Origin of the sequence: Streptomyces sp. NPDC050743, assembly GCF_044456925.1 — a bacterium.
Classification (GTDB): domain Bacteria; phylum Actinomycetota; class Actinomycetes; order Streptomycetales; family Streptomycetaceae; genus Streptomyces.
The window spans coordinates 1-4304 of sequence record NZ_JBITGJ010000250.1 but is presented as its reverse complement, the minus strand read 5'-3'; the positions used below and the strand labels follow the sequence as shown (position 1 = coordinate 4304).

The window sequence follows — 4304 nt, the reverse complement described above, 5'->3', positions numbered from 1 at the left end:
CCTGACGGCGATCCGGCCATCCCTGCCCTGCTCCGCAGGAGTCCGATTCCTCCCCGGCCCGAAGGCCGGGGCATCCTCGGAGGAACCCGGTGAAGTCGGCGTGGCCACCATTCACGCTCGAAGCCGAGCAGACTCCAGCCGTCCTATTCGCCGTGCCACAGCAGTGGCGGGGCGATTCCCCGGATGTAGGGACTGATCCGCGCCTCCCGTTTCTGGGTCGATACTCGCGGGTGATGCAGGGGCAGGCCTTTGACGAACAGAGTGTGCTCGTGTGCGGCAACCGTCGAGCCTGTCCCGCTCGGAAATACGATTCTGGGTCTGGCCTGCAGCTTCTCCACGCAGGGCGGCGGCCTGCACAGCGCCTGGGACGATCTGTCGATGCCACTGTCGATCCTCACCACGCTGGTCCACAATCTGATCAAGGTGCCCGCTGCCGTGCTGCGCAGCCGCGTGGCCAAGGATGCGGAAGTCTTGGCGTTACGGCACGAGAACGCGGTGCTGCGCCGCCAGATCGCCCGGGTCCGCTACGAGCCGGCCGACCGGATCTGGCTCGCCGTCCTTTCCCGGCTGGTCCCGCAGGAACGCCGGCGCCACGTATTCGCTGTCACGCCGACCACGCTGCCGGCCTGGCACCGGCAACTGATTGCGCGGAAGTGGGCGTTCTCCCAGCACCGCCGCCTCGGCAGGCCGTCCACCGCGTCCACCGTCAAGCAGCTCATCCTGCGCCTGGCCAAGGAGAACAGTACGTGGGGCCACCGCCGCATACGGGGCGAACTCGCGCGCCTGGGCTACTCGATCGCCCCGTCCGCGGTCTGGGAGATCCTGCACGCGGCCGGCATCGATCCCGCTCCGCAGCGCTCCGGCCCGACCTGGCGTGAATTCCTCAACGCCCAGGCCCACGGCATCCTCGCCGCCGACTTCCTCCACATCGACACCATCTCGCTCAAACGCCTATACGTCCTGGTCTTCATTGAGCACGACACGAGGCGCGTCCACCTCGCCGGCGTCACCGCCCATCCCACCGCCCGGTGGACCGTCCAACAGGCCAGGAATCCCACCATGGCGCTGGGGTGTCGGATGGACTCCCTGCGCTTCCTCCTCCGCGACCGGGACCACAAATACGCCGCCGTTGTCGACGCCGTCTTCCAGGCCGACGACGTGGAGATCCTGCTCAGCCCGCCTCGGGCACCGAAGGCGAACGCGATTTGCGAGCGAGCCGTGGGCACCCTGCGCCGCGAAGTCCTCGACCGGATCCTGATCTACAACGAGGCCCACGCCCAAGCGGTCCTGACCGAGTACATCCGGCACTACAACCAGCATCGTCCCCATCAGGCTCGGCAACAACTGTCCCCAGAGGGCACTCAACCGCCCGCCCCGGCCACCGCCACCGACCTCCAGGCCCACCGGATCCGACGACGGCCCGCCCTCGGCGGCCTGATCAATGAGTACCGCCACGCTGCCTGACCGAATGGCATCGCCGCAGCGCACAGCATCGAATCGTATTTTCGAGCGGCACACGTCACCGACCTCCGCCGTACCAACGAGACGGTCTATCCCGTGGGCCTCGCTGATCTGGTTGCCCGCGTCTGTGACGGCCGCATCCCCCCGCATCCCCTCGTGCTGACCTGATCCCTGACTCGCTCGGTTGTACTCGGCCGCCGGCTACCAGGGCGGTGGCAGCGCCGAGGCCCGATTGCTTGCTAGGCGCAGTGACCGGAAGAACTCGGTTAGGCGTTCCGTGCGTCGATGAGGGCTGGTGACGTCCTCAGCCGGGGGCCCAGGGCCTGCAGCCTTGGCGCGACTCAACTGTTGAGCGTCCACCCGCTCAGCAGACCCGCTTGACGTTTCACTCCCCTGAGTTGCTCGCGCTGTGCCTGCCGTGTTAATTCCCAGCTCAGCAGTGGCTGCTGCGAGCCGTAGGCTCTGTTAGCCAGTTGGTGGATGCGCTCCTCCGCGAGGCGAAGGTGACGCCCTAGCCGTTGGACGGCGCGGTTGTTGTGGCGTATCCAGAAGGCTCCGATACCAACCAAGCATGCTGCCACGTAGATGCCGGGAGAGGTGAATGAAAAGTTGTCACTTGAGACCGTCGAAACAGCGGCAAGGATTCCGAGTATACCGATCATTTGCATACGGTTGGCGACGCGCTGCACTAATTCTGCTCGGATGGCTCTGTACTCCTCCAGCAAGAGCGCTATGGCCTCCGGTTCCTTGCCAGCAGCGCACAGGCTTGTCGCCTGCCTACTCGGTGTAGGTGACACCGTTCCCCTCCAGGTCAGTTACAGCTGGCCGGTGCTTCTCTACGCTCTACCCGTCTACCGAAGAGGTGAACCGTTTCGGCAAACCCCTCAACACACGCGACCTCGTGTCGCACCTGTACCTAGAAAGTGCCCTCCGCCTGGACCGACAGGACCCCTCAGCAAGGTTCATCGTCCCCGCGGCCGACCTGACGATCACCGCCGCAATCGCAGACCTGTTGGAGAACGGAGCGACCCGGCATGAGTGACCTGCTGTCGTCGGAGCGTCTGCGGGCCGACCTCGCCCGGCATCTGTCCAAGAGTGGCGCCCTGTGCAGTCCGGAATGGGAAGCGGCCGTGTTGTCGGTGCCGCGCGAGGCGTTCCTCTCCCGCGGCTGGTTCGAGTACGACAAAGACGGCTGGTACCGGCCGGCATCCGGGGACTCAGCGGCCGGGCTCGCGCGGATCTACGAAGACGACACCCTCGTCACGCAGGTGGCCGGTGGCGTCTTCCCCGAGCAGGTCGAGGGACGCATCGTGGCGGCCCCCTCGTCGTCGTCCACGCTGCCGAGCCTGGTCGTGCGGATGCTGGAAGACCTGCGGGTGAGCCAGGGAGCGCGCGTTCTGGAGAGGCCCGGTCCTCACCGAGGATTCCGGACTTCAAGAACGCCTTCACCAGCGCCGGGATGCGTTTGTCTCCGACGCGAGCGCGCACCCTGTCCATCAGGGCCGCGTGCGAGATCTCGTCGAACGAAGCCCGGACTTACTACCCGTATCGAGGACCTCGCGGCCGCGTTGCGGGCCGGGGCCGCCGGGCTGTACTGCGCGGTGGCGGCCGTCGAGTTGCTGATCGGCCACGATCGGTGGCTGCACCGTGACGACTTCGTCGCCGCGTTCGTCGAGGTCGTCCCCGCGCTCGGGGACGGGACGCCGTTGGCGTTCGTCGACTGGCCGCGGGTGGCGGCCCAGCTGGGACGCGGGCGGCTGGCCTGCTCCGGTGGCGAGGGCCAGGTGCTGCGGCTGTGCGCGAGCCTGGCCGAGGGCGTCCCCATCGATCTCGCGGAGGCACTGACCAGTTTGGACGCCCCGACGGTGACGCTGGCGGCATGAGCGATGCTGCACGCGGGCAGCTGCCTGGGCGCCGCGCACGTCTTGCGGAACGGGGACGCGCGATGACCTGCGTCCGCGTCACCCGCGATCACCACCCGCTGCAGGGCCACAGCCTTCAGGTTCTCGGGCAGATGCACTGCCGCGGGCGGCTGGAGCTCCTGCTCGTCCTCCCCGACGGCAGCAAGTCCCTGATCCCGGCCGCCTGGACCGACTACGCAGCCGGCCACGAGCCCGGCACCGGAACAGCCCCGTCCCAGTGCCAGGTCCTCGCCGCGCCCGAGGACTTGACGGCGGCCCGCGTCGTGGTTTCCGTGCTTCTCGCACGGACGATCGACCAGCCGGAGCAGGCTGCACGGCATCTCCCGCGCAAGGAGGATGACCGTGCAGCCCGTCCAACTCAGTCTGCTCCCCGAGCAGTTGTCCCCGCCGCCGAAGCAGCTGATCGGCCAGCTCCCGCCCCCGCAGGTGCAAGAGGCCCTCACGCAGCTCGCCCGTCTGATCGCCGAGATGAGCGCCGCGCACCGCGAGGAGGCCGACGATGAGTGAGAACAGCAAGGTGACCCCCGCCCACCGGCAAAGAGCGGCTGTCGTTTACGTTCGCCAGTCCCCCCTCCTTCAGCTGGAACGCAACAAGGAGTCCACCGCCCGCCAGTACGATCTGGTCGAGCGCGCGGTGGTGCTGGGCTGGTCTCGCGCGGCGATCGGGGTCGTGGATGAGGACCAGGGCCATTGCGGTTCGAGCACGGCTGGACGGTCGGGGTTCGCCGAGCTGGCCGCCCGGATCGGCCTGGGTCAGGTCGGGATCGTGCTGGCCCTGGAGGTCAGCCGGCTGGCCCGCAACAATGCGGACTGGTACCGGCTCCTGGGTGCGCCACGAAGTACTACGGATTCGTGTGGAGATGGAAGGGCTCCACCGCCTGGCCGTCGCAGCGGTCGGGTGAAGCTGGAGGCAGTCTGATC

Annotated in this window: 5 protein-coding genes; 4 read left to right on the top strand and 1 reads right to left on the bottom strand. The window is 67.7% G+C overall.

Annotated features, from left to right (window positions below):
• Positions 1-378: 378 nt before the first annotated feature.
• Positions 379-1464 carry an integrase core domain-containing protein gene (locus ACIBJF_RS52380; RefSeq protein ID WP_399184956.1) on the top strand — a complete coding sequence of 362 codons (1086 nt, stop codon included), beginning with the start codon at positions 379-381 and terminating at the stop codon, positions 1462-1464.
• A 338-nt stretch (positions 1465-1802) separates the two neighbouring features.
• Here the strand turns inward: ACIBJF_RS52380 and ACIBJF_RS52375 are convergent, their stop codons facing one another.
• Positions 1803-2123 carry a hypothetical protein gene (locus tag ACIBJF_RS52375; RefSeq protein WP_399184955.1) on the bottom strand — a complete coding sequence of 107 codons (321 nt, stop codon included), beginning with the start codon at positions 2121-2123 and terminating at the stop codon, positions 1803-1805.
• A gap of 372 nt (positions 2124-2495) precedes the next feature.
• Between ACIBJF_RS52375 and ACIBJF_RS52370 the strand changes: the two genes are divergently transcribed.
• The 3 genes from ACIBJF_RS52370 (at position 2496) to ACIBJF_RS52360 (ending at position 4302) form a co-directional block, all read left to right on the top strand.
• Positions 2496-3344: a hypothetical protein gene (locus ACIBJF_RS52370; protein WP_399184954.1), complete on the top strand. Its 849-nt coding sequence runs from the start codon at positions 2496-2498 to the stop codon at positions 3342-3344.
• A gap of 375 nt (positions 3345-3719) precedes the next feature.
• Positions 3720-3890 carry a hypothetical protein gene (locus ACIBJF_RS52365; protein WP_399184953.1) on the top strand — a complete coding sequence of 57 codons (171 nt, stop codon included), beginning with the start codon at positions 3720-3722 and terminating at the stop codon, positions 3888-3890.
• Complete coding sequence (locus ACIBJF_RS52360; RefSeq protein ID WP_399184952.1) at positions 3883-4302, top strand: recombinase family protein; 420 nt, start codon at positions 3883-3885, stop codon at positions 4300-4302. Before ACIBJF_RS52365 ends, ACIBJF_RS52360 begins: the two co-directional genes overlap by 8 nt.
• The last annotated feature ends 2 nt before the right edge of the window (positions 4303-4304 follow it).